Raw genomic sequence first — 22772 nt, forward strand, 5'->3', positions numbered from 1 at the left:
TTTGCGGATCGCCATCATGAGCTCAGCCGAAGCCGCCCTGCGCGGCCTGCAGCAGCGCCCGCTGCGCTGGTTACTGGCCACCCGGCCGTCTTTTCTCACCCTCACCCTGGCCGCCACCTTGCCCGGCATCGCGGTTGCCGGTCTGGCGCGCTTGCAGGCCGGCTGGCCGCTGGCAGTGCTGGCGATCCTGCTGGCCTTGCTGTGCCATGCGGCGGTGAATGTGATCAATGATGTCGCCGATCACGATAACGGCAGCGATGCGGCCAACCTTGGCCGGATTTATCCGTTCACCGGCGGCAGCCGCTTTATCCAGCAAGCCATTCTCAGCCGCCGCCAGATGGCCGCGCTGGCGCTGGGGCTGATTGCGCTGGTGATCATCGGCGGCCTGTATCTGGTGGCACAGACCGGCTGGCCGCTGCTGCTGACCGGCTTTGCCGGCGTGCTGCTGGGCTGGGGCTATTCCGCGCCACCGCTGAAACTCAACAGCCGTGGCCTGGGCGAGCTGGCGGTGGTGACGAGCTTCGCGCTGATTCCGCTGGGCATGTTGCAGGTGCTGGACGGCACGCTGTCGCTGGCGGTGGGCTGGCTGTTCCTGTCTACCGGTCTGGCCGCCGCTGCCTTGCTGTTCATCAATCAGTTTCCCGACCGCGAGGCCGATGCGCTGGCCGGCAAGCGCCACTGGGTGGTGCGCCTGTCGCCGGCGGCGGCGCGCGCCGCTTATAGCCTGTTGCAGCTGGCGGTGTTGTCGAGTGCGGCGGCGGGCCTGCTTGCCGCGCCGCTCGGCCTGCTGAGTCTGCTGCCGCTGGCACTGCTGTACGGCATCAGCTGGCGTGCGCTGCGCGACAACAATCTGCGCACGGCGATTGTTGCGACTATCATGGCGGCTAATCTTCATCCCGTGCTGCTGGCTTTGGCCTGGTGGCTGGCCTGAGCGGCCGGCGCGCCCCGCCTGCGGCCAACCTTTTCGAGAGTGCTCATGATCGGACGACTGACCGGCAACCTGATTGAAAAACTGCCCCCGCAAATTACCGTCGATGTGAACGGCGTCGGTTACGACGTCGACGTCACCATGACCACCTTTTACCAGCTGCCGCCGCTGGGGCAGAAGGTCACGCTGTTTACCCATCTGGTGGTGCGCGAGGATGCGCATTTGCTGTTCGGCTTTGGCAGCCGTGACGAGCGCGAAACCTTCCGCCAGCTGATCAAGGTCACCGGCATCGGTGCCAAGATCGCGCTGGCGATTCTGTCCGGCATGAGCACCGACGAGCTGGCCGTGGCGATTGCCAGCGAGGACATCAAGCGCCTGTCCTCGGTGCCCGGCATCGGCAAGAAAACCGCCGAGCGGCTGGTGCTGGAGCTGCGCGGCAAGCTGGCTTCTGGCAGCAATCTCACCGTGCCCGGCGGCCTGCCGTTTGCCGCCACGCCGGACGAGAAGAGCGATATCGTCAACGCCTTGCTGGCACTGGGTTACAACGAGAAAGAAGCCGCAGCGGCGACAAAAGGCCTGCCGGCCGATGTCACCGTCAGCGACGGCGTACGACTGGCGCTGAAAAACCTGATGAAGGGATAAACCATGGGCAAGGTGCTGCTGGTTACCGGGGGCAGTCGCGGCATTGGCGCGGCCACTGCCAGGTTGGCCGCACAGCGCGGCTGGGCGGTAGCGGTGAATTATCATCGTCAGGCCGCTGCGGCCGAAGCGGTGGTGGCCGACATCCGTGCGGCTGGCGGCACCGCGCTGGCGATTGCGGCCAACGTGGCGGACGAAGCCGGTGTGGCACAGCTGTTTGCCGAGGTGGAGGCGCAGCTCGGCCCGCTGTCGGCCCTCGTTAACAATGCCGGCATTCTCGAGACGCAGATGCGACTGGACGATATGGATGTGGCGCGCTGGCAGCGCATTCTGGCCACCAATGTCATCGGCCCGATGCTGTGCTGCCGTGCGGCGGTGAAACGGTTATCTACCCGTTATGGTGGCCAGGGCGGGGCCATCGTCAATGTGTCCTCGCTGGCAGCGCGTACCGGCTCGCCAAACGAGTACATCGACTACGCCGCCAGCAAGGGCGCGCTCGATACGCTCACCATCGGTCTGGCCAAAGAAGTGGCGGCCGAAGGCATCCGCGTCAACGGCGTGCGCCCCGGCTTCATCTATACCGATATGCACGCCGATGGTGGCGAACCCGGTCGCGTCGACCGCGTGAAAAGCGCCGTGCCCATGCTGCGTGGCGGCCAGCCCGAAGAAGTCGCCGCGGCCATCTTGTGGCTGCTGTCAGACGAGGCCTCGTTTACGACCGGCAGTTTTATTGAGGTGGCGGGCGGGCGTTAATGAAGTGCTAAACTCCTATGGCATAATTGTGTGGTTTTACACCAATCATGGCAGGGGGAGTAATTGGATAACAAGCACGTAGCGGTCCTGATCGATGCTGATAATGTTTCGACTCGATGGATATCGGCCATCTTGGAGGAGGCTGCTACCGCCGGCAACTTGGCTCTGAAAAGAGTATATGGTGATTTTGGCCGTTCAGATGGCTGGCGCAGCTTGTGTGCAGAGCACGCGATCCAGCCCATGCAGCAGTATCCAAATACCAAAGGGAAAAATGCATCTGATATTTTCATGGTGATTGATGCCATGGATTTGCTGCATACCCGTCGGTATAACACGTTCTGCCTGATTTCTAGTGATAGTGATTTTTCTTCCCTTGCCACCAGACTACGGCAGGATGGAGTCACGGTTTGGGGCTTTGGCGAGCAAAAAACACCTGAGGCTTTTCGTAAGGCTTGCTCGCAATTCAAGTATGTGGAAATTCTGCAAGCACAATCGGAGACTGAGATTACGCTACCTGAACACGCAGTAGCTGATGAGTCATTGCTAGTGCCTAAGCAGGAGGTCGCTGAGCCGCAGATAAGGGCGAATGTGACCGCACCGCCACCATTTCGCGTGCTGGATCAGGAGCTTCGCCAATTGCTAGAGTTAGCTGTAGAGAAATCATCAACAGATGATGGCTGGGCAAATCTCGGTGGGGTCGGTAGTTTGCTGGTGCAGTGGAAGCCGGATTTCGATTCACGTAATTATGGCTATAAGAAGTTGTCAGTACTGGCTCAGGAGTGCGGCTGGTTTGACAGTAAGCCTTGTAGCAATGGTAAGACCGGCATTTTGTTGCGCAAACGTACGGAAACTCTTAGCCGAGATGCGCTGGGAAAAGTATTGGTACAGGCAATATCCATTTCGATGGCTGGTGATTGGGCTCCGCTTCGTTCAGTAAGGCGCTATCTACCTATTATTCATAACGGATTCAGAATTGAAGATTATGGTGTCAATAATCTTGAGGCCTTGATAGACGAGCAATTTTCTAGCTTGATAGAGAAACGCAGTCATGCAGGTCAAACTAGGTTTATTCGGTTGGCTAAAAATAAACCGGCACCTAAAGCCTCAGCTTCTTCACGGCCTAAAAACAAGCAAGTGCGCTAGTTCGCTAGAGGTATCTGATGCGGCCAACTGTACATACAGTCGGCCGTAAAATGCTTTACTGCTTATCCAGCCACTCGGCCAGCTCGGCTACCGTCAGTTGCGGCAAGTCGTGGGTGGCGGCGTAGGCGTCGAGTTCGGCGCCGCGCATCATGCTGCCATCCGGGTTCATCAGCTCGCACAGCACACCGGCCGGCGAAAAACCGGCCAGACGGGCGAGTTCGACCGCGGCTTCGGTATGACCGCGCCGTTCGCGCACGCCGCCGTCGCGGGCAATCAGCGGGTAGACATGGCCGGGGCGAGCGAGGTCGCCGGGCCGGGCGTCGGGGGCGATGGCGGCACGGATGGTGGTGACGCGGTCGGCGGCCGATACGCCGGTGCTGACGCCTGCGGCCGCCTCGATGCTGACGGTGAAGGCGGTGCCGTAGCGGCTGTCGTTATGGGCGACCATCGGTGGCAGTTGCAGGCGCTCGGCGTGTTGGCGCGTCAGGCACAGGCAGACGATGCCGCTGCAGTCGCGGATCAGCCGCGCCATTTCCGGTACGGTCAGTGCATCGGCGGCGAGGATGAGATCGGCCTCGTTTTCGCGGTCGTGATCGTCGGCGACGATGACGGGTTTGCCGGCGCGCAAGGCGTCGAGTGCGGTCTGCAGGCGCAGGTTCAGGATATCGGTGTGAGCGTTCATGGAAACGGTCCTCAAGTAGTGGATTGAGAAACACGTCACCGGGCTGGGGAAAGGGTTGGCCGCAGGCGGCCAACCTTGCAGACGCCAGACAGCGCTCCGCTGGCCGTGATGAGGCTGGCGGGTGCGTGGCAAGACGATATGCAAAGCGCACTGGCCGCATGGCGCGGTCAGTGTTCATCTTCTTTCATCCGGACTATCACCGTCGGCTCTGGCATTTCACCAGATCTGCTGACCCTTTACTGGCGTAAAGGCGCTCGCGGGCTCGGCCTTGTGGCCATACCGCCGGTGGGGAGTTTCACCCCGCCCTGAAGACGTTGCCCGCCAAAGTGGCGGGCAGGCAGAGTGTCGGCGAGGGGTGGGGGGCTGTCAAGCCGGCTCGTTGTGGCGCGCGAGTTCCAGCCGGTTGCGGCCGCGATGCTTGGCCAGATACAGGGCCTGGTCGGCCGCCAGCAGGGCAGTGTGCCAGTCGGCCGGGGTGGCATGCCAGGACATGCCGAAGCTGGCGGTGACGCCGAGCATCGGGTGCAGGGTAGACCAGTCGTAGTCGATCAGCGCGAGGCGCAGTCGCTCGCAACAGGCAATGGCCGCTTCGTGGCTGGTGTCCATCAGCAGCAGCACGAATTCCTCGCCGCCATAGCGGGTAACCAGATCGCTGGCGCGAGTGTGCAGCTGGATCAGCTGGGCCACCTTGCGCAGCACATCGTCGCCGATGGCGTGGCCGAAACGGTCGTTGACCGATTTGAAGTGGTCCAGATCCAGCACTACCACGGCGACGCCGTGTTGTGGCGTACAGGGCGACAGCAGGCGTGGCGGGCCTTCGCGATCCAGCATGCGGCGATTGCCGACCGAGGTCAACGCGTCGATCAGTGCTTCCTGTTCCAGCTCGCACATGCGGGCTTCGGCCGCCATTTTCTCGGCTTCGAGCCGCGCGACACGCAGGCGTTCCTGTTCGGCGTGCAGCTTGGCTTTTTCGGCTTCCAGCTGGGCGCTGGTGATTTCAAGCTCTTTGCGCAGTGCCCAGCCCTGGGTGCTGCTGCGCTTGTCGGCGACGTCCTGCTCCAGCTCGCGCAGTTTTTCCAGCCGCTGCAGCGCTTCTTCAAAGCGGCCACTATGCTTGAGCATGCGGTACAGCTCTTCGTAGGCGAGCACCAGCATTTCGAATTCGATCTGGTCGGACGACAGCTGCAGCAACTGCTCGAGAATGGCAATCGCCTTGGCGGTCTGGCCGGTCTGGTTGAGGATCAGCGCATCAACCAGTTCGGTGCGGCGGGTCAGCACGGTGAAACGATGCTTGCGCGCCAGCTTGCACGCTTCGCGCAGCCAGTTGCGCGCGATGTCGAATTGCTGCAGGTCTACCAGGATTTCGGCGACATTGATCAGCGCGGCGGTGCGCAGATGCGGGTTGTCTATCATGGCCGACAGCTCGGCCGCTTCTTCGAGGAAGCTGCGCGCCTGCAACAGCAGATCGGCAGCCTGTTGCGGCCGGATCGTGCGTTGGCGCAGGCCGGCCAGGCGGTAGTTGGTGCCGATATTGTTGATGGCGCTGAAGCGGGCAATCACATCGCCTTGTTCGGCGGCCAACCGGGCGGCTTGCTGCAGCAGGCTGACGCTTTGTTCCAGATCACCTACGGCAGTAAAGGTGCAGATGCCGGTGCGGTTCAGCGCCCAGCTCAGGGTCAGCGCATCGCCGCTGATGCGGGCTGCGGCCAGTGCTTCGAGTGCGTATTTGAGGCCGTCATGGCCAAGGCCCAGATCGCTGCAGGCCATCGCCACGGTGCACAGCACATCGGCGCGGGCGGCGGCCTGTTTGATGAAATCGAGGCGCGAGGCGGCTTCCAGACCATAAGGAATGGCATCAGCCAGATGGCCCAGCCGCGACAGGTGAAAGGCCAGCAGGCTCAGCGCTTCGGTGCGTTCCGGCTGGTGTTGCTCGGCCAGTTGCAAGGCGCGCTCGGCCATGGCCTGGCCGATCTGGTGCTTGCCGCTCTGGCCGCACAGACGTGACTCTGCCAGCAAGTCTGGCAATGACAAGCGTTGTTGCCTGGCTGTCAGTGTCTGTCTGGCACTGGCTTGGTGCGTGGTGGGCATGGTTGGCGCATTCCCTGCTTCTGGCTTGGGATTCTCAGCAGCCTGGGTGGTTGGGCTGCTGTCGGGACATCGTGTTTTATATACTCGCTGGCCTGCCGAGACTATGGTTTGTGTTGAAAACATTCAGGGAAATGCCTTGATCTGCATCAAAATACAACAACGCCATAGCAGGGCAGGCAAGTGTCAGGCCGCTTGGCATGGCATTTGCTCTTTTACGGTTGTCCAACATTATGGCGACCCAAACTCATGCGAAATATGGCAACTGTCACTGCCGGTGTGCAAAACCGTGATGCGGTGATTTTCAATTACCAGCGCCCGACGCGTGCCCGGCTGGTGGCCTTGGGCAATGGCGGCAAGCTGTGGCTGATCGAAGCTTTCGATGCTCATCACAAGGTCTGGGTGTGGCAGAACGAATGCCACGACATGGCCCAGGCGGTGGATGATGCGCGTCGTCTCAGCCTGTTTCCTTCCTGATTACCAGTCTGTTGCCGGCGGGTAGATGCCCGGATGGCTATCCGGTATCACCATGGCAGGCAGCTGCTGCAGATAAAAATCGATAGGCCCGGCACTGCCGATCACGGCATAGGCATAGCCCTGCTGTTGCAAGGCATGCATGGCAGCCAGCAACAGCGCCTTGCCCAGCCCCTTGCCGCGTGCGCTTTCAGCCACGCCGGTGGGCCCGAAAAAGCCGCGCGCCGTCACGTCGTAACAGGCAAAGCCATGCGGCTTGCCCTCGGCGTCACAAGCCAGCAGCACGCTGGCCGGTTGCTGGCGAAAGGCGGTATCGCACTCGGCCGCCCAGCCGCTGCCAAAATGCCGGTCTACCCACTGTCTGAGCTTGTCGCGCTCGTGCGGTAGCGGGCGGCGCAACTGATAGCCCTCAGGCAGCGGCAGTGGCGCGGGCAGCTGATACAGCTTGACCAGAATGTCGGCAGGCATATCGATAAGTCCAATCAAATACCAATTATCGACATGGTAACAAAAAAGCGGGCCATGTGGCCCGCTTGATGACAATTGCAATTACCCGATTCAGGCAACGGCGTTTTTGTCGCCCGGCTTGTGTGTTGGCGCATCCAGCTCCCTGCGCAACTCGGCCAGACGGGCGTGCGCTGCCTTGAGGCCGGCTTCCTTGACGTGGCCGAAGCCGCGCACCTGTTCGTACTGCTTGACCATCTCGCTGGCGGTGCCAAGGTTGGCCGCAGTCAGGCGTGATTCGAGCTCGCCGATCAGCTGTTCGAACTCGGTAATCATTGCGCGTTCCAGCTTGCGGTCAGCCTGCCAGCCGAAGGGATCCAGCGCCGTGCCGCGCAGGCGCTTGCAGCGCGCAATCACGCCGAGTGCCTTCAGCGCCCACGCGCCGAGGTTGACCTTTTTCGGCTGGTGGCCGGTCATCCAGCTGGCACCAAAGTGGAAGGTCAGCTTGAGATCGCCCTCGAACTGGCTGTCCAGCTGGCGGCGGAACTCGCCATCGCTGTACAGGCGCGCCACCTCGTACTCGTCCTTGTAGGCGAGCACATGGTAGTAGGCCTTGGCCACCGCCAGTGTCAGCACGCTGCTGCCCGGCTTGATCTGCTCTTCTCGCTGGCGGATGCGCTCGACCAGTGCCTTGTAGCGTGCGGCCAACTTGTCGTCCTGATAGGCGGCTAGTTCCTTGCTGCGATGATGCTCGACCCCTTCGACGGTTTCGCGCGGGGTGAAGGCCACCACGGCTGTCGGGCTGACCAGACGCTCGACCGCAGCGAGGTCATGCGCGGCATGACGGCCCCAGTCAAAGGCGCTCTGGTTGAACTTGACGGCCGCGCCATTGAGTTCGACCGCCTTCATGATGGCCTCCAGCGATACCGGCACCAGCCCCTTTTGCCAGGCATAGCCCAGCATGAACATATTGGCGGCAATCGCGTCACCCAGCAGCGCGGTGGCGATGCGGGTGGCGTTGACCTCGGCAAAGTGCTGCTTGCCGACCGACTCGACAATCGCATCCTTCATCTCGCGTGCCGGGAAGCGCACGTCAGGATTCTTCAGGAAGGCGCTGGTCGGCGATTCGTAATTGTTGACCACCACATGGCTGAAGCCCTCGCGCATCTTGGCCAGTGCTTCTTCGGCGGCGGTGACCACCAGATCGCAACCCAGCACCAGATTGGCGTCGCCGGCGGCAATGCGCACCGCGTGCAGCTTGTCCTGCTGGTCGGCAATGCGCACATGTGACCACACCGAGCCACCCTTCTGCGCGAGGCCGGCCATGTCGAGCACGGTCACGCCCTTGTTGTCGAGGTGGGCAGCCATCGCCAGTACCTGGCCGATGGTGACCACGCCGGTGCCGCCAACGCCGGTCACCATGATGCCGAAGGGCTCGTGCAGCGCCGGCAGTTTCGGCAGCGGCAGGCTGCCGAGGCTGTCCGGGCTGGTCTTGCCGCCGCCCGGTTTTTTCACCTTGGCACCGGCCACCGATACGAAGCTCGGGCAGAAGCCTTCGACGCAGCTGAAATCCTTGTTGCAGCTGGACTGGTCAATCTTGCGCTTGCGCCCCAGCGGGGTCTCTACCGGCAACACCGACAGGCAGCCGGATTTCTTGCCGCAGTCGCCACAGCCTTCGCACACGCGCTCGTTGATGAAGATGCGGCGGTCCGGGTCGGGGAATTCGCCACGCTTGCGCCGGCGGCGCTTCTCGGCAGCACAGGTCTGGTCGTGAATCAGGATGGTGACGCCGGCGATCTCGCGCAGCTCTTTTTGCAGGCGGTCGAGTTCGCGGCGGTGAAAGACTTCCACGCCTGCGGCCAGGCCTTCTTTCAGGCCATGCGCTGTGCGGTACTTGTCCGGGTCATCGCTGGTAATCACGATGCGCGCCACGCCTTCGGCCGCGACCTGACGGGTAATCATCGGCACATCGAGATAGCCGTCCACATTCTGGCCGCCGGTCATGGCTACCGCATCGTTGTAGAGAATCTTGTAGGTAATGTTGACCTTGCCGGCCACCGCCGCGCGAATCGCCAGCAGGCCGGAGTGGAAGTAAGTGCCGTCACCAAGGTTGGTGAAGATATGCTTGGTATCGGTAAACGGCGCCTGGCCCAGCCAGGTAATGCCTTCGCCACCCATCTGGGTGAAAGTCTTGGTGCTGCCGCCCTCGATCCAGTGCGCCATATAGTGGCAGCCGATACCGGCCACGGCGCGGCTGCCTTCCGGCACCTTGGTACTGGTGTTGTGCGGACAGCCCGAGCAGTAGTGCGGAATGCGCGCGATGGCCTCGCGCGGCTTCACCAGCTGCGCTTCCTTGTCCTCGTAAAACTTCAGGCGGTCGTGAATCACCGGGCTGTCAAAGATATGGGCGAGACGCTTGGCAATCGCGCGCGCAATCATCGCCGGGGTCAGCTCGCCGGCGGCCGGCAGCAGCCAGTCACCGTGCGGCAGTGCCCATTCGCCTTTTTCGGCAAACTTGCCGACCACGCGCGGGCGCACGTCGTCGCGCCAGTTGTACAGCTGTTCTTTCAGCTGGTATTCGATGATCTGGCGCTTTTCTTCCACCACCAGAATCTCGTCCAGCCCCTCGGCAAACTGGCGCACGCCTTCCGGCTCCAGCGGCCACACCATGCCGACCTTGAAGATGCGCAGGCCGATGTCTGCGGCCAAGTTTTCGTCAATGCCGAGGTCGTCCAGCGCCTGCATCACATCAAGATAGGACTTGCCACAGGTGATGATGCCGAGGCGCGCCTTGGGCGAATCCAGCGTCACATGGTTGAGCTTGTTGACGCGTGCATAGGCGAGTGCCGCGTACAGGCGGTGATGCAGCACGCGCTTTTCCTGCGCCAGCGGGGTGTCCGGCCAGCGGATGGACAGGCCGTCGGCCGGCAGCGGGAAATCATCGGGGATGAGAGTCTTGACGCGCTCGGGGCTGATATCGACCACCGCTGCGCTTTCGATGGTGTCGGAGATCGCCTTGATCGACACCCAGCAGCCGGAATAACGGCTCATCGCCCAGCCATGCAGGCCGTAGTCGATCACCTCCTGCACGCCGGACGGCGACAGCACCGGAATCATGCTGGCGGCGAGGATATGATCAGACTGGTGCGGGAAGGTGGACGACTTGGCCGCGTGGTCATCGCCGCAGATCAGCAGCACGCCGCCGTGCTGGCTGGTGCCGGCCACATTGCCGTGCTTGATCACGTCGCCGGAACGGTCAACGCCGGGGCCCTTGCCATACCACATCGAGAACACGCCATCGTACTTGGCGCCTTCAAACATATTGACCTGCTGCGTGCCCCACACGGCGGTGGCGGCGAGGTCTTCGTTGAGGCCGGGATGGAAGACCACATTATGCTTGGCCAGGTATTTGCTGGCCTTTTGCATGGTCTGGTCGACATTACCCAGCGGCGATCCGCGATAGCCGGTCACATAGCCGGCGGTATTCAGGCCGGCGGCGGTATCGCGTTCATGCTGCATCATCGGCAGGCGTACCAGCGCCTGGATACCGTTAAGCAGGACGTGGCCGGTGGGGGCCGTGTATTTGTCTTCCAGTTCGACGTGGCGTATCGACATGGTGTCTCCTCCATCTCAGTGCTTGTGGCAATGTTGGCCTGCGGCGGATCTTGTGGATGCCTGTGCGGGTCCTGGTGCTGCTTTGTCCGGCGGGATGTTTGCCATCCCTTTAGTTGTAGTGCCTGCCGACTGTCTTGCTGCAGTCTGGTAGTAATCTCTGCTGCGATGAAGGGTAGTTAACGTAAACGTAAACGTCAAAAATATTGCCCTTTATTTTCATGACTGCGGCAATTGTGCCAGTGCAGCATCACCACCGTGCCACGCACAGGCAAAAGCCTGAACACAGCGTTCGGCCGCAGCCGATTGAGTGCCATGCCGAGGCGGCGTAGAGTGCCGGATTACCGTACGCAGCCTTGCGTGCGGCCAACCTTGCTGGTGTCTCATGTCTACCTCTGACTCTCTGGAAACCCGCCGCGGTGTCATCTACGCGGCGGCTGCCTTTTTTATCTGGGGCCTGTTCCCCCTGTACTGGAAACCGCTGCACGAGGTGCCTGCCTTGCAGATCCTCTGCCACCGTATCGTGTGGTCGGCGGTGTTTGTCGCGATGATCCTGGTCTGGCAGCGCAACTGGCGCTGGCTGGGTGAGGCGCTGCGTGATGTACACAAGCTGAAGATCTTCGCGCTGTCGTCGTTTTTGCTGTCGCTGAACTGGCTGATCTACATCTGGGCGGTGAATGAAAACCGCGTGGTCGAGGCCAGTCTCGGCTATTTCATCAACCCGCTGGTGAATGTGCTGCTCGGGCGCTTTTTCCTGGGCGAGCGTTTGACGCGCACCCAGAGTCTGGCCGTCGGCCTCGCGACCCTGGGCGTGGCGTGGATCACGCTGGGCGTGGGCAGCCTGCCGTGGGTGGCGCTGACGCTGGCCGGCAGCTTTGGCCTCTACGGTCTGCTGCGCAAGAAAGCGCCGCTGCCTTCGCTCGAAGGCCTGGCGCTGGAGACGTTCATGATGACGCCGCCGGCGCTGATCCTGCTGTTCTGGCTGCACAGCCAGGGGCAGGGCGCGTTTGGCACGCTGGGTCTGGGGCTGGATCTCTTGCTGATGGGCGCGGGGGTGGTGACGGCGATTCCGCTATTGCTGTTTGCCAGCGGCGCGCGCCGACTGAAGCTGGCCACCGTCGGCCTGATCCAGTATCTCGGCCCGACCATCCAGCTGATGCTGGGCGTGCTGTTGTACGGCGAGCCTTTCGGCCCCGAGCGTGCCATCGGCTTTGCGCTGATCTGGGCGGCGCTGGCGCTGTATTCGGGCCACGGCCTGTTCAGTTACTGGAAGGAAAAACGTCTGGCGCGAGCCTGATGATTGCTTGATTACTGCCAAAAGGCCAGCCCGTCCGGGCTGGCCTTTTGCATGGCCGGGTGTCTTGCGCGGCACTGGCCGAAGCGGCGATGCGATTCGCCGAAAGTCGCAAGACGGCCATGCCGCAGGCTCCTATCTTTCGGCCATCTTGATGGCCAAAAGGAGCCAGACATGCCGCAGATTTCCTTGCCGCCGACGGCCGGCAGCCCGTGCGCAACAGGTGATGGCAATCACATGCCAAAGTCAAACGGTGTTGACAATGGCGTAATGGCTTGTCAACAATGGCCGCTCGTTCTTTTCTCGCCCACCCGGGCGGGTTACCGGCCCCAGCGGCCACGCTCTTTACAAGGAAAGCCATCATGGCACTGATCTTTAGCCTGTCGCGGCATCTGCTGCGCGACGTGCTCGGCGACGAGCACCTTCATTCATCCACTCATCTCACCCTCTCTGACTCGCCCCGCTGCTTGTCGCGCGCTGACGATCTGGCTGCCCGTCCGGCCTGGGCCGAAGCGCACTGGCACGAGCATACGCAGTGGTCAGCCGCGAAAGGCCTGTAATGCCTGATTTGCCACTCTCTACTGCGCGGCTGCAGCTGCGCGACTTTGTGCCGCAGGATGCCGCTGCCTATGCGGCACTGCGCTGCGGCCAACATTTCGGCCGCCATTACGCGCCATCCGAGCTGACCGCCGAATTCAGCGCCAGCCTGCTGGCGCGTTTCATCGGCTGGCAGGCGGAGCAGCCGCGCCGCTACTGGCAGCTGGCGATTACCCTGCACGACGGCACGCTGATCGGCTCGCTGGGTGTGCGGCTGGCCGAGCGTCACGGCGAGGCCAGTTTCGGCATCGAGCTGGGCGAAGCGTGGTGGGGCCAGGGCTATGCCATCGAGGCAGCCGGCTGCCTGCTGACAGTGGCCTTCAATCAGCTGGGCGTACACCGCATCGAGGCCGACACCGCTGCGGCCAACCTGGCAGCGCAGCAACTGGCGACGCGGCTGGGTTTTGTCCACAGCCGCCAGATAGGCGAGCGCGTGCAGCTGGCACTGGCGGTGGCCTTGCCCGGCATCGAAACCGAATGGCGGCTGCAAAGCCCGCACAGTCGCATGCAGCGGCTGGAGGGCTGCTGGCAGCTGGCCAGTCCGCACCGGCCGGATTTTTACTACGGCAATCTCTTGCTGCCGGACAGCCCGCCGCAAGACCGGGCCGAGTGGGAGGCGCGTTTTGACCGCGCCTTTGCCAGCGACAGCCGGGTTCGTCATCGTACTTTTTGCTGGCAGCGTGGCGACGATGAGCGGCGCGAGCACTACGCCGACTGGCTGGCTGCCGGCTATCACTACGATGAAAGCGCCGTGCTGATGGCAACCCGCGATTGCCTGCAGTCGCAGCCACTGCCAGCCGGCTTGCAACTGCGTGCCTTGCAGGACGAGGCCGACTGGCTGCAGTGGCAGCAACTGGCGATGCAGACACGCGACAGCGCACACGATGCCGCCGGCTATCAGCGCTTTCTGCTGGGGGCGCAGACGCAATACCGGCAGCTGCAGGCACGTGGCCAGGGGGCCATTCATGGCGTATTTGCCGCGGGAGAATTGCTGGCCAGCGCCGGTCTGTTTGTCTGGCAGGCAATGGCCCGTTACCAGCTGGTGATGACGGCCCCTGCTGCCCGGCGGCAGGGCCTCGCCAGCGCGCTGGTCAGCCAGCTTGGGGTGCAGGCGCTACAGCAGGTGCCGCGTGTCATCATCGTTGCTGACGAGCACTACCACGCGCTGGACTTGTACCGTAAGCTCGGTTTCATGCTGGCCAGCCGCGAGGTATCGTTGTGCCGTTGGCCGCAATAAATCACCGGCCCCGAGAATCATCCGTCAGGAGCACCCATGTTCCATATCCGCCCCATGCAGCCTTGCCAGCGCCCGGCGTTGCGCGCGATTTATCACGAGGTGCGCCGTCGGCATTTTGTCTGGCGCGAGGCCGCCGAGCTCGCCAGCGCCGATTTTGACCGCGATACCGCCGATGAAATGGTGCTGGTGGCCAGTGGCGAGCAGGGCGAGCTGCTGGGTTTTGTTGCGTTGTGGCAGGCCGACAGCTTTGTTCACCATCTTTATATTGCCGATGCGGCGCGTGGCCAGGGCATAGGCCGCGCCTTGCTGGCTGCCGCCAGCCTGTTCTGCCGCGAAGCACCGACGCTGAAATGCGATGCGGCCAACCTTGAGGCGCTGGCGTTTTACCGGCGGCTGGGCTGGCAGCAAAGCGGCGAAGGCATCGAGCCGGGCGGTCAGCGCTGGCTGCAACTGCGCGGCCCGTTGCCGCCGGTGCGTTTCAGCGAGGACGTGACGCAGCTGGATCAGGCCCGCGTCTACCGTTATCTGAGCGAAGACGCCTACTGGAGCCGTGGCCTGCCGCGCGAGATTTTCGAGGCCTCGCTCGCCGGCAGCATGGTGATAGGCGGCTATGCGCCCGATGGCCGCCAACTGGCCTTTGCGCGCGTGATTTCGGATCACGCCACTTTTGCCTATCTGGGCGATGTGTTCGTGTTTCCCGAGGCGCAGGGCCAGGGCATAGGCAAGGCGTTGATGCAGTACATCGACCTGCACCCGCGGCTGCAGAACCTGCGCCGCTTCATGCTGGCCACCGCCGACGCGCACGGCCTGTACGCGCAATACGGCTTTGTCGCCCCGGCGCGGCCGGAACGGCTGATGGAGCGCTGCGAGCCGGATATCTACCAAAGGTTGGCCGCAGAGCGGGCGACGTCGTCATGACCAGCAAGACCTTCTGGCAAGATCCTTACCAAAGCTGCCAGCTCAGCCGTGTCGTGGCGGTGGCTGGCGCGCAGGTGCGGCTGGACGCCAGTATTTTTTATGCCGAAAGCGGCGGGCAGGAGAGCGACAGCGGCAGCATAGGCGGCTGGCCGGTGTTGCTGGCGGCCAAGGATGGCGCGGAGCTGGTGTATACCCTGGCGGATCATCATGCGCTTGAGGTTGGCGACGCGGTCGAAGTGCTGATCGACTGGCCGCGCCGTTACCGGCTGATGCGCCTGCATTTTGCCGCCGAGCTGGTGCTGGAAATCATCTGCCGCCGTTTTGCCGGCATCGCCAAGACCGGCGCGCATATCGCCGAACACAAGGCGCGTATCGACTTTGCCTTGGCCGCGCCGATCAGCCCGCATCTGCCGGCGATTCTGGCCGAGGTGGAGGAGGTGATTGCGGCCAACTTGCCTATCATCAGCGCCTTCAGCGACGAGGCCGCCGGCCGGCGTTACTGGGAGGTGGCCGGCGTAGCGCAGGTGCCTTGCGGCGGCACCCATCTGAAAAGCACCGGCGAGGTTGGCCGCATCGCACTCAAGCGCAAAAACGTCGGCCAGGGCCGCGAGCGGGTGGAGATCACGCTGGCCTGAGCGGTGGCGCATGCTGATCGGCACCGCCAAGTCATTGTTGCGGCGCATCATTTTTTTGCGCACCATAGCGGTTTTTCCGCTTGGGTTTGCAAGATGGGCAACAATCGTCTGGCGGTCAGCGCCATCATTTTCAGTGCCGCGCTGGCGGGGGCGGTGCTGGGTTTTCTGCTGCCATTGCTGTCGCTGCGCCTGCATGCCGCCGGCCAGGGCAGCGCCTGGATAGGCCTGATGATGTCGGCGCCGGCGCTGGGCATGTTCGTGGCGGCCTTTGTCGCGCCGTGGCTGGGACGGCGGCTGGGGCTGAAGCCCTTGCTGCTGCTGGCCATCGTGCTGGGCGGCATCGCCTTTCAGCTGGCCATCGGCCTGGCTGCTTCGGCGGCAGTGTTTCTCGCCTGTCTGTTGACCGGGATTTGCACCGGCATGCTGGTGATTTTCGGCGAGAGCTGGATTGCCGATAACAGCCCGGCAGACAGCAAAGGCCGCTTCATCGGCCTCTACACCACCGCCTACACCGGCAGCCAGCTGTGCGGCCCCTTGCTGATCGGCATGTTCGGGCTGGATTCGCTGCTGCCGCCGGCCTTGATGGGCAGCCTGTTTGCATTGGCGGCCTTGTTGCTGGCGCTGGCCAGTCTGCCGGCCGCCGCTGACGAGCAGGCGCACGGCCGCCTGTCGCCACGGCTGGTACTGCTGGTACCGGTGCTGTTTGCTGCGGTGTTTTTCTTTGCCTTTTTCGATGCGGCGATGCTGTCGATGTTGCCGGTGTACGCAGTGCAGCACGGCTATAGCGAGCGGCTGGCGGCCATGCTGGTGACAGTGCTGTTTGTCGGCGATGCGCTGTTGCAGATGCCGGTCGGCTATCTGTCAGACCGCATGGGCAGCCGCTTTGCCCACCGTTTTTGCGGGGTCAGCGGTGGCTTGCTGTTGCTGAGCCTGCCGTGGGTGGTCGGCACTGACTGGCTGTGGCCGCATCTGGCGCTGCTGGGCGGCGCGGCCGGCGGCATTTATACCCTGGCGCTGGTGCGTGCCGGCGAGCGTTTCCGCGGCCAGCAACTGGTGGCGGTGAATGCGATGTTCGGCATTACCTGGGGGCTGGCCAGCGCCAGCGGCCCGCTGCTGAGCGGCGCGGCCATGCAGTATTCGGGCAATAACGGTCTGGTGCTGGCCTTGTTGCTGTGTCTGGGCAGCTTCCTGCTGTTGCTGGGGCGCGAGCCGCGCCTGGCGGCGCAGCCGGCCTGAGCCTCAGCGTAAACTCAGTACTTCATCCAGCGGGCGGCGCGGCTTTTGCGGCCAGTTGCCGTCCGCTTCATACCCTACCGGCAGCAGCATCACCGGCAGCAGATTCTCTGCCAGGCCAAATTCGGCTGACACCGCCGCCGCATCAAAACCGCTCATCGGGCAGCTGACGAGGCCACGCGCCTCGGCGGCCAGCATCAGTGCCATTGCCGCCAGCGATACGCTGCGCATCGCCTCGTCGCGCTGTGCTTGTGGCGCGGCAAACTGCGCGCTGGCGTTTTCGTTCAGGTTGGCCGCAAGACTTAGCGACATGATGCCGGCGTCGACGACCGGCTGCAGCTGGCGCGACAGGCGCTGGTGGCCGTCCAGCTCGCCACACAGGATATAGGTCACCGCCGCATCGACCACCTTTTGCTGGCCATAGCAATGCGGCAACAGCCGCGCCTTGGCCTCGGGCGTGTGCACGGCGATGAACTGCCAGTTTTGCAGGTGATAGGCGCTGGGGGCCAGCGTTGCCAGCGCCGCCAGTTCGCGGATCACGCTGAGCTCCAGCGTGCGGCTGCTGTCGAAATGGTTGACCGAACGGCGTTGCTGCAACAGCTTGTCGATGTCTTGCATGGTGAACTCCGGGTGGGGGGAATCAGGGCCGGCAGCTTGTTGCTGCCGGTGAAATCGTTTCAGCACCGCTTCAGGCTGCGCGGGGAAGCGGGCGTGGCTGGCTGCCGTATTGCACGCCAAACACACTGGCCAGCACCAGTGCCATGCCGGCCAGCTGTACGCCATCCAGCGCCTGGCCCAGATACAACCAGCCTAGCGTGACGGCGGTCAGCGGCGACAGCAGGATCAGTGCGCCCAAGGCCACCGGCTGCAACTTCTGCAGGCCGCGAAACCACAGCAGATAGGCAAACAGCGCGCCGGCCAGCGACAGCCAGCCATAACCGGCAAGGTTGGCCGCAGTCAGCGCCGGCAGCGGCGGCTCTAGCCACAGCGCCAACGGCAACAGCATCAGCCCGCCCAGCAGCAGTTGCCAGCCGGTCAGCGCCAACAGCGGCAGGCTGCTGCCCCAGCGTTTGGCCAGATACATGCCGACACACACCACCAGCGCACTGCCTGCGGCGGCGGCAAGGCCGATCTTGTCCCAGCTGTGCGCGCCGGCATTCAGCAGCAAGGCCATGCCGGCAATGCCGACGAGTGCAGCGACAAAAGCCAGGCGGCGTGGCAGCTGGCGTTCGGCCAGCCACAAGATGGCCATCAGGATCAGCGGCTGGCAGGCCGCTACCAGCGCGGCAATGCCGCCGGGCAGGCGGTAGGCGGCGACAAACAGCAAGCCCTGGAAGGCAGCAATATTGAAGAAGGCCAGCAAGGCAAGGCGCGGCCATTCGCGTCTGGCCGGCAGCTGGCGCAGCCACAGCAATAACAGCAGGCCGGCCGGCAAGACCCGCAGCACCGCGCCGGTCAGTGGCAGGCCGGCAGGCAGCCATTGCGTGGTCACCAGATAGGTGCTGCCCCAGATAACAGGTACGATGGCGGTAATCAGCGTATCGCGCAGTAGCGTCGACATGTATTTATCTCCAATTCAAGATATATTGCAGCCTAAGCATTAATTGACTTGAATTCAAGATAAATATCTCGAATGAAAGATAAAATTCATGAGCACAGAAAAAACACCACAAAGCGACGCGGTAGACCGCATCCGTCAGCAATGGCAGCAAGAGCGACCGGAACTCGACACCACCGACATGGCCTTGCTCGGCCGGCTGGGCCGCTGTGCCGCCCTGCTGCATAAGCGTCTGGGCGACACCTTCAGCCGTTTTGACTTGTGCAGCTGGGAATTCGATGCCCTCGCTACCCTGCGCCGCAGCGGCGCGCCTTACTGTCTGGCACCGACCGCGCTGTACGGCAGCCTGATGATTTCGTCCGGCACCATGACGCGCCAGCTGCAGCTGCTGACCGAGCGCGGCCTGATTGTGCGCCTGCCCAACCCCGATGACGCGCGCAGCCTGCTGGTGCAGCTGACGCCGCAGGGGCTTGCGCTGATCGACGAGGCGGTGAGCGCCCACGTCGACAATATGGCCGGCATCCTCGCGCCCTTGCCGCCCGACAGCTATCAGGCGCTGGATCAGGGCTTGCGCCAGCTGCTGGCGAGGCTGGAGGCGGCAGACGGCAAATGATGTCACCTTATGATCTGGCAGCCGTCGCGGCCGCCGCTTGCTGGGCGGCCGGCGGGCTGATCGGCGCCACGCCGGCGCGGCACTTTGGCGCGTTTGCCTTCAGCCGCATCCGCCTGACTTTTCTCGTGCTACTGTTGGGCAGCGCCAGTTATCTGCTGGGCGGCTGGAGCACCATCGCTGCGGCCAACCTTTGGCCCATCGTGATCTCGGCCATCGCCGGGATTTTCCTGGGTGATGCGCTGATGTTCGCCGCGATGAACCGCCTCGGCCCGCGCCGCACCGGCCTGCTGTTTGCCAGCCATTCGGTGTTTTCGGTCGGACTGGGCATGCTGCTGTTGGGCGAGCAGCTGACGCTGACCGCCGCCATCGGCAGCGTGCTGGTGTTTGGCGGTGTGCTGGTGGCGATTGCCTTTGGCCGCCGCGATGCGCAGAGCCATCACTGGGAGAAAACCACCAGCCTGAAAATCGGCGTGCTGCTGGGGCTGGCCGCTGGCCTGTGTCAGGCCATCGGCACCTTTGCCGCCAAACCGGCGATGGCGGCGGGGCTGGAGCCGGTCACCGCCAGCGCCCTGCGCATGGGCGTCGGCTGTGCGGCCAACTGGCTGCTGTGGGCCAGCGGCAGCCGGCTGGCACGCATGAACAACGCACCAACGCCGCGTATGCTCGGCCAGCTGGCGCTGAACGGCATCGTGGCGCTGGGGCTTGGCATGACGCTGATCATGGTGGCGCTGCAAGGCGGCGATGTCGCCACCGTCGGCATGCTGTCGGCGCTGTCGCCGGTGCTGGTGTTGCCGATGATCTGGGTCGTCACCCGCCAGCGGCCAACCCTGGCCGGCTGGCTGGGTGCTGCCATCAGCGTGGCGGGGATGATGCTGATTGTCAGCCGTTAAACCGCCAACGGCGAAAAGGCCGCGTGTATAGGCACGTGGCCTTTTTTCTATCCGGCTGCTTGCCAGCAGGTGATGGTGATAAAACATTGCGGCCAACCTTGATCCAAGGTTGGCCGCAATGTTTTTGGGGCGGGCTTGCCGGCTTATTGCCATCGGTACTGACAAATACGGTCATGTCAGCGATTATGCAGGCCGATAAATGCCATGAGAATAGTTAGGAAATGAGTGGAGTGTTAGCCAGAAAAATCCTGATCATCATGCTGCTGCTCGGTGGACAGTCGAGCGCATTGGCTGCCAGCAGTGTGGCACCGAGACTGAACCAGCAATTGACGCAAGCCGAAGCGGGTGATGAGGATGAACAATTCACACTGGGGCTGAAATACGAGTTAGGCGATGGCGTGCAGCAGGATTATTTCAAGGCTTCCCAGTGGTATCGCGAGGCGGCCGAGCGTGGTCATGTCGAAGCACAAAGCAGCCTTGGTTATCTGTATATGGAAGGGCTGGGCGTGCGGCAGAGTGATGATGACGCCTACTACTGGCTGAGCATGGCGGCCGAAGAGGGTGATCCGGAGGCTCAGCATAATCTGTCGCTGCTGTACTCGTCCGGGCGTGGCGTGAAGCAGGATCTGGCCAAGTCGGTGATGTGGCTGCGTCAGGCTGCCGAGCAGGGACTGACCGCGTCACAAGTGGATTTGGCCGAGCTGTATACCGAGGGTGGCAATGGTCTGCCGCGCGATCCGCTTGCAGCCATGCGCTGGCTACGCCAGGCCGCCGAGAAGCCGGATGCCCGCGCCAGATATCGCTTGGGCATGGCCTACCATCAGGGTTTGGATGGCAAGGTCGAATACGACAAGGCGCTGGCTTTGTTCCGGCTGGCGGCAGAGCAGGGCTATGCCGAGGCAGAGTATGGGCTAGGAGCTATGTATGAGTATGGACAGGGCGTGGCGCAAGACATTAAGCAGGCCGTGGAGTGGTACCGCAAGGCCGCGAATCAGGGCTACGCCGAAGGGCAACAGGCTCTCGGATTTATGCACCTTCATGGTCTGGGTGGCATCAGCAAAGACCCGGAACTGGCTTATCAGTGGTTTCGCAAGAGCGCCGAACAGGGTTCGGCCCGAGGGCAGTGGCGTCTGGGCATGTTGTACTACGCTGGCCTTGGGGTTGGAAAGGATTTGCGGCAGGCCAAAGACTGGTACCAGCGCGCCGCGACAGATGGGCAATCCACCGAGGCCATGCGCCTGCTGGCGTGGATGTTCATTCTGGGTGAGGGCGGAGACAAGGACCTCAAAACTGCTGCCAAGTGGATAAACCAGGCGGCGCAAGCGGGTGATAATGATGCCCGCCATGAAATGGGGCTACTGACATTATTTGGCCGGGGCGTGGCGAAAGATCCGCTACAGGCCATGCAGTGGTTTCAGCAGGCCGCAGAGGGCAATCATATTGGGGCAATGGCCTGGATGGCGGTGGCTTACGGCTTCGGGCTGGGTGCAGACAAGGATGCCGATAAAGCCGGTATCTGGCTGAATCGCTTGATCAAGCAAGGCAAAGGCAGTTTGCCTGATGGCCTCATCGGCATACTTGAATCTGGGAAAGATCTGCACGAGGTGATAAACATGCTGAGAGATGTTGATCCTTTGGACCTGATCAAAACGGGTGAACGGACTAATACCCAGGTGGCAGTTATCGCGATGATCAAAGGCTTGTGCTACGAGCTGGGGCTATTTGGCAGCGTGGATCTAGAGCTTGCCAGAGGCATGTACCGATTTGCTGTTGACTACGGGTATGAGCCAGCCCAATTTTTCCTGCTCTAGCTTTGCGGCCAGGCCTGGATGCCCGAGCTTGCCGGGTGGGTCCACCTGGCATTCACCGTCAAACTTCGCAAACCCTGAACAAGAACAAGGCAGAAAGACATCATGAAAAAACTGTCAGGCGCAGTCATATTGCTGGCAGCACTGTTAATGCCGGCGGGTGTTTATGCCGCCAGTACCGCATTACCGATACCCAATGATTTGCAGCTGCGCGCAGACGCAGGAGAGTCCGAGGCGCAATACCAGCTGGGCATCTTGCATCATGGCGGCAAGAACTACCGCGAGGCCGAACGCTGGCTGCAACGTGCCGCGAGCCAGGGAATGGCCAAGAGCCAGCTGGCCTTGGGCCTGATGATTCTGGAAGGGCAAGGCATAGCGCAAGACTGGCTGACTGCCGCAGAATGGATAGGCAAGGCTGCCGAGCAGAATCTGCCAATGGCGCAGTACTCGCTGGGCTGGCTGCATCGTGAGGGGCATGGCGTTATCAAGGATGATGGCCTTGCCGCACTCTGGTGGCGCAAGGCGGCCGCACAAGGACTCAGTCAGGCGCAATACGAGCTGGCAGGTTTGTATCAGCTGGGTAGCGGCGTTGAAGAGGACGAAAAACAGGCAATCGCACTTTACCGTCAGGCTGCCAGTGCCGGTCTTGCCCGTGCTGCGCTGGCATTGGCGCTACTTTACGAAAAAGAGGACATCACCCAGGCGCTTTACTGGTTCAGACAGGCGGCGACGGGTGGTGATGTCCGAGCACAGCAAGCCCTTGGCCGACTGTATTTGCTGGACAAGCGGCTACCGCGTCAGGAAAAAGAGGCGGCCCACTGGTATCTGCAGGCGGCAAAACAGGGCGATGGCCAGGCCAGCCTGGTGCTGGGGCTCTTGCATGCCCAAGGCCGCGGTGTAGGGCAGGATAAATCGCAAGCAGTGCTCTGGCTGGGCAAGGCGGTCGCGGCGGAGGCTGCCGGGGCGGCGCTATTGTCAGCACTGCTGCAGGCGGAGCCTGAGCAGCAAGCTGTCTTGCTGCAACAAGTGCTGAAGGATGGCGAGGACAAGGATACTGATGCATTGGCAGCCTTGAGCTGGATTTACCGTCTGGGCATCGTTGTGGCGGCCGATGAAGCCGCCGCAGAAGCTTGGCACAACCGCTGGCAGGGCAAGTTCTTCGAGCACATGCTGGGCACCTCCGGTAGCAAGTGATTACGCTGTTGGCAGGCACAGAACGCGGGTGCTTG

Annotated in this window: 21 protein-coding genes and 1 riboswitch; of the genes, 15 read left to right on the forward strand and 6 right to left on the reverse strand. The window is 62.6% G+C overall.

The features are described 5' to 3' along the window. Window positions 1–16: 16 nt before the first annotated feature. From ACZ9W6_RS06720 to ACZ9W6_RS06735, 4 genes are all read left to right on the forward strand, one after another. Window positions 17–931: a UbiA family prenyltransferase gene (locus tag ACZ9W6_RS06720; protein ID WP_465190319.1), complete on the forward strand. Its 915-nt coding sequence runs from the start codon at window positions 17–19 to the stop codon at window positions 929–931. Between the two features lie 45 nt (window positions 932–976). Continuing rightward, window positions 977–1570, forward strand: coding sequence for a Holliday junction branch migration protein RuvA (gene ruvA / locus ACZ9W6_RS06725; RefSeq protein ID WP_465190320.1), 594 nt, complete (start codon window positions 977–979; stop codon window positions 1568–1570). A 3-nt stretch (window positions 1571–1573) separates the two neighbouring features. Continuing rightward, a complete protein-coding gene (locus ACZ9W6_RS06730) occupies window positions 1574–2320 on the forward strand; it encodes an SDR family oxidoreductase (RefSeq protein WP_465190321.1) in 747 nt (248 codons plus the stop codon). A 63-nt stretch (window positions 2321–2383) separates the two neighbouring features. Continuing rightward, window positions 2384–3463, forward strand: a complete 1080-nt coding sequence (locus tag ACZ9W6_RS06735) for an NYN domain-containing protein (protein ID WP_465190322.1) — start codon at window positions 2384–2386, stop codon at window positions 3461–3463. Between the two features lie 55 nt (window positions 3464–3518). Here ACZ9W6_RS06735 and ribB read toward each other — a convergent pair whose 3' ends face one another. Further along, entirely contained in the window at window positions 3519–4145 is a 627-nt protein-coding gene (ribB, locus tag ACZ9W6_RS06740) for a 3,4-dihydroxy-2-butanone-4-phosphate synthase (RefSeq protein ID WP_465190323.1), read from the reverse strand. A gap of 172 nt (window positions 4146–4317) precedes the next feature. Beyond that, window positions 4318–4462: riboswitch (FMN riboswitch) on the reverse strand. A gap of 49 nt (window positions 4463–4511) precedes the next feature. Beyond that, window positions 4512–6233: a GGDEF domain-containing protein gene (locus tag ACZ9W6_RS06745; RefSeq protein WP_465190324.1), complete on the reverse strand. Its 1722-nt coding sequence runs from the start codon at window positions 6231–6233 to the stop codon at window positions 4512–4514. 246 nt (window positions 6234–6479) lie between these two features. On the opposite strand from ACZ9W6_RS06745, the gene ACZ9W6_RS06750 reads away from it, so the two are divergent. Continuing rightward, window positions 6480–6707: a hypothetical protein gene (locus tag ACZ9W6_RS06750; RefSeq protein ID WP_465190325.1), complete on the forward strand. Its 228-nt coding sequence runs from the start codon at window positions 6480–6482 to the stop codon at window positions 6705–6707. Here ACZ9W6_RS06750 and ACZ9W6_RS06755 read toward each other — a convergent pair whose 3' ends face one another. Beyond that, window positions 6708–7172: a GNAT family N-acetyltransferase gene (locus tag ACZ9W6_RS06755; RefSeq protein ID WP_465190326.1), complete on the reverse strand. Its 465-nt coding sequence runs from the start codon at window positions 7170–7172 to the stop codon at window positions 6708–6710. Window positions 7173–7262: 90 nt separating this feature from the next. Continuing rightward, window positions 7263–10763 (reverse strand): indolepyruvate ferredoxin oxidoreductase family protein, encoded by a 3501-nt coding sequence (locus ACZ9W6_RS06760; protein ID WP_465190327.1) that lies wholly within the window; start codon window positions 10761–10763, stop codon window positions 7263–7265. A 382-nt stretch (window positions 10764–11145) separates the two neighbouring features. Here ACZ9W6_RS06760 and rarD point away from each other — a divergent pair, with 382 nt between their 5' ends. The 6 genes from rarD to ACZ9W6_RS06790 all read left to right on the forward strand — a co-directional run bounded on the left by rarD (window position 11146) and on the right by ACZ9W6_RS06790 (window position 16677). Continuing rightward, on the forward strand, window positions 11146–12057 hold the full coding sequence (gene rarD, locus ACZ9W6_RS06765; protein WP_465190328.1) for an EamA family transporter RarD: 912 nt from the start codon (window positions 11146–11148) through the stop codon (window positions 12055–12057). A 359-nt stretch (window positions 12058–12416) separates the two neighbouring features. Then, window positions 12417–12614, forward strand: coding sequence for a hypothetical protein (locus ACZ9W6_RS06770; RefSeq protein ID WP_465190329.1), 198 nt, complete (start codon window positions 12417–12419; stop codon window positions 12612–12614). Then, the gene (locus tag ACZ9W6_RS06775; protein WP_465190330.1) at window positions 12614–13888 is read left to right on the forward strand and encodes a GNAT family N-acetyltransferase; all 1275 of its coding nucleotides are present in this window, start codon (window positions 12614–12616) and stop codon (window positions 13886–13888) included. Before ACZ9W6_RS06770 ends, ACZ9W6_RS06775 begins: the two co-directional genes overlap by 1 nt. Before the next feature lie 36 nt (window positions 13889–13924). After that, window positions 13925–14806 (forward strand): GNAT family N-acetyltransferase, encoded by an 882-nt coding sequence (locus ACZ9W6_RS06780; protein WP_465190331.1) that lies wholly within the window; start codon window positions 13925–13927, stop codon window positions 14804–14806. After that, a complete protein-coding gene (locus ACZ9W6_RS06785; RefSeq protein WP_465190332.1) occupies window positions 14803–15441 on the forward strand; it encodes an alanyl-tRNA editing protein in 639 nt (212 codons plus the stop codon). The genes ACZ9W6_RS06780 and ACZ9W6_RS06785 overlap by 4 nt, the downstream gene beginning before the upstream one ends. A gap of 93 nt (window positions 15442–15534) precedes the next feature. Further along, window positions 15535–16677: an MFS transporter gene (locus ACZ9W6_RS06790; protein WP_465190334.1), complete on the forward strand. Its 1143-nt coding sequence runs from the start codon at window positions 15535–15537 to the stop codon at window positions 16675–16677. A gap of 3 nt (window positions 16678–16680) precedes the next feature. Here the strand turns inward: ACZ9W6_RS06790 and ACZ9W6_RS06795 are convergent, their stop codons facing one another. Then, window positions 16681–17292: a nitroreductase family protein gene (locus ACZ9W6_RS06795; protein WP_465190335.1), complete on the reverse strand. Its 612-nt coding sequence runs from the start codon at window positions 17290–17292 to the stop codon at window positions 16681–16683. A gap of 70 nt (window positions 17293–17362) precedes the next feature. Next, on the reverse strand, window positions 17363–18235 hold the full coding sequence (locus tag ACZ9W6_RS06800) for an EamA family transporter (protein WP_465190336.1): 873 nt from the start codon (window positions 18233–18235) through the stop codon (window positions 17363–17365). Window positions 18236–18323: 88 nt separating this feature from the next. On the opposite strand from ACZ9W6_RS06800, the gene ACZ9W6_RS06805 reads away from it, so the two are divergent. From ACZ9W6_RS06805 to ACZ9W6_RS06820, 4 genes are all read left to right on the forward strand, one after another. Next, window positions 18324–18845, forward strand: coding sequence for a MarR family winged helix-turn-helix transcriptional regulator (locus tag ACZ9W6_RS06805; protein ID WP_465190337.1), 522 nt, complete (start codon window positions 18324–18326; stop codon window positions 18843–18845). Further along, window positions 18842–19735 (forward strand): DMT family transporter, encoded by an 894-nt coding sequence (locus ACZ9W6_RS06810; protein WP_465190338.1) that lies wholly within the window; start codon window positions 18842–18844, stop codon window positions 19733–19735. Before ACZ9W6_RS06805 ends, ACZ9W6_RS06810 begins: the two co-directional genes overlap by 4 nt. Before the next feature lie 221 nt (window positions 19736–19956). Then, window positions 19957–21546, forward strand: a complete 1590-nt coding sequence (locus tag ACZ9W6_RS06815; protein ID WP_465190339.1) for an SEL1-like repeat protein — start codon at window positions 19957–19959, stop codon at window positions 21544–21546. A 102-nt stretch (window positions 21547–21648) separates the two neighbouring features. Beyond that, window positions 21649–22737, forward strand: a complete 1089-nt coding sequence (locus ACZ9W6_RS06820; RefSeq protein WP_465190341.1) for a tetratricopeptide repeat protein — start codon at window positions 21649–21651, stop codon at window positions 22735–22737. Window positions 22738–22772 lie beyond the last annotated feature (35 nt).

Source organism: Vogesella lacus, from assembly GCF_979366295.1.

What these genes read in the sequence shown, in the direction of transcription:
- ACZ9W6_RS06720 (WP_465190319.1), top strand. Translation starts at nt 17, where the DNA reads ATGAGCTCAGCCGAAGCCGCCCTGCGCGGCCTGCAGCAGCGCCCGCTG.
- ruvA (WP_465190320.1), top strand. Translation starts at nt 977, where the DNA reads ATGATCGGACGACTGACCGGCAACCTGATTGAAAAACTGCCCCCGCAA.
- ACZ9W6_RS06730 (WP_465190321.1), top strand. Translation starts at nt 1,574, where the DNA reads ATGGGCAAGGTGCTGCTGGTTACCGGGGGCAGTCGCGGCATTGGCGCG.
- ribB (WP_465190323.1), bottom strand. Translation starts at nt 4,145, where the DNA reads ATGAACGCTCACACCGATATCCTGAACCTGCGCCTGCAGACCGCACTC.
- ACZ9W6_RS06745 (WP_465190324.1), bottom strand. Translation starts at nt 6,233, where the DNA reads ATGCCCACCACGCACCAAGCCAGTGCCAGACAGACACTGACAGCCAGG.
- ACZ9W6_RS06750 (WP_465190325.1), top strand. Translation starts at nt 6,480, where the DNA reads ATGCGAAATATGGCAACTGTCACTGCCGGTGTGCAAAACCGTGATGCG.
- ACZ9W6_RS06755 (WP_465190326.1), bottom strand. Translation starts at nt 7,172, where the DNA reads ATGCCTGCCGACATTCTGGTCAAGCTGTATCAGCTGCCCGCGCCACTG.
- ACZ9W6_RS06760 (WP_465190327.1), bottom strand. Translation starts at nt 10,763, where the DNA reads ATGTCGATACGCCACGTCGAACTGGAAGACAAATACACGGCCCCCACC.
- rarD (WP_465190328.1), top strand. Translation starts at nt 11,146, where the DNA reads ATGTCTACCTCTGACTCTCTGGAAACCCGCCGCGGTGTCATCTACGCG.
- ACZ9W6_RS06770 (WP_465190329.1), top strand. Translation starts at nt 12,417, where the DNA reads ATGGCACTGATCTTTAGCCTGTCGCGGCATCTGCTGCGCGACGTGCTC.
- ACZ9W6_RS06775 (WP_465190330.1), top strand. Translation starts at nt 12,614, where the DNA reads ATGCCTGATTTGCCACTCTCTACTGCGCGGCTGCAGCTGCGCGACTTT.
- ACZ9W6_RS06780 (WP_465190331.1), top strand. Translation starts at nt 13,925, where the DNA reads ATGTTCCATATCCGCCCCATGCAGCCTTGCCAGCGCCCGGCGTTGCGC.
- ACZ9W6_RS06785 (WP_465190332.1), top strand. Translation starts at nt 14,803, where the DNA reads ATGACCAGCAAGACCTTCTGGCAAGATCCTTACCAAAGCTGCCAGCTC.
- ACZ9W6_RS06790 (WP_465190334.1), top strand. Translation starts at nt 15,535, where the DNA reads ATGGGCAACAATCGTCTGGCGGTCAGCGCCATCATTTTCAGTGCCGCG.
- ACZ9W6_RS06795 (WP_465190335.1), bottom strand. Translation starts at nt 17,292, where the DNA reads ATGCAAGACATCGACAAGCTGTTGCAGCAACGCCGTTCGGTCAACCAT.
- ACZ9W6_RS06800 (WP_465190336.1), bottom strand. Translation starts at nt 18,235, where the DNA reads ATGTCGACGCTACTGCGCGATACGCTGATTACCGCCATCGTACCTGTT.
- ACZ9W6_RS06805 (WP_465190337.1), top strand. Translation starts at nt 18,324, where the DNA reads ATGAGCACAGAAAAAACACCACAAAGCGACGCGGTAGACCGCATCCGT.
- ACZ9W6_RS06810 (WP_465190338.1), top strand. Translation starts at nt 18,842, where the DNA reads ATGATGTCACCTTATGATCTGGCAGCCGTCGCGGCCGCCGCTTGCTGG.
- ACZ9W6_RS06815 (WP_465190339.1), top strand. Translation starts at nt 19,957, where the DNA reads ATGAGTGGAGTGTTAGCCAGAAAAATCCTGATCATCATGCTGCTGCTC.
- ACZ9W6_RS06820 (WP_465190341.1), top strand. Translation starts at nt 21,649, where the DNA reads ATGAAAAAACTGTCAGGCGCAGTCATATTGCTGGCAGCACTGTTAATG.